The 761-nt window shown below is 30.6% G+C and carries 1 protein-coding gene; it reads right to left on the bottom strand.

The window, feature by feature from the left end; all coding sequences use genetic code 11:
• Positions 1-137: 137 nt before the first annotated feature.
• Positions 138-761, bottom strand: a 624-nt coding sequence (locus FCR2A7T_RS14520) for a hypothetical protein (RefSeq protein ID WP_035119133.1), incomplete at its 5' end; no start/stop codon positions are given.

Below are 761 nucleotides of genomic sequence, written 5' to 3' on the forward strand. Positions count from 1 at the left end.
AACGTCCCGCCGGCTTTAAGAAGTTGGGGATTTTTGTTCCCGAACCATTCCATTAAGACTAAAGCCAAATATACAAAAAGACCATTCCATTATACACTAAAGCCCCCAATTTCTTAAAACCGCTGTTGGCAGCAGTATTAATTTGAGCAATTTCTGTTGATTCTTTTAATAGTTTCATTTATATCCCAATTTTCATATTCATTTAGCTTGTCTGATTTCAATTTTTCTAATTTTGCAACGTAATATTTGGCATTCAAACAATTACCATCACTTTCATAGACTCTAACTAGATAATAGAATGAAAGTTTCTGATAATAGCATAAATCGGTTACTGGTATAGTATTGAATTTATTTAATTTTTCTGATTCGACTATCTCAATAACTTTAGTTAAGCTTTTTATTGCATCATCTGATTTTCGTATATCAGCAGCTAAAGAACCTTTATTAAATAGATATGAAAGGTAATTTTTTGAACTTGGAAAGTTATTTACTAACTCTGTATAGTAATAATTTGCTCTTTCTGCGCAATATTCGATACTAATTTCTTCATGTTCAATTTTAATTCTCTCTTCTTTGGGTAAAGATGATGCATCTAAGTTTTGCCAAGCGTTATTATAAAGCTCAGCTTTTTGTAGAATACTTTCTTCACTAGTTTCAATTTCTTGAGCTTTAGCCAAAAATGAGAATAAAATTAATAACAAGGAAATAATTGATTTCATGTCAAGACTTCTGTTTTGAAATATTGCTGCCAACGTCCCGCC

The organism is Flavobacterium cauense R2A-7, assembly GCF_000498475.1.
Classification (GTDB): Bacteria; Bacteroidota; Bacteroidia; order Flavobacteriales; family Flavobacteriaceae; genus Flavobacterium; species Flavobacterium cauense.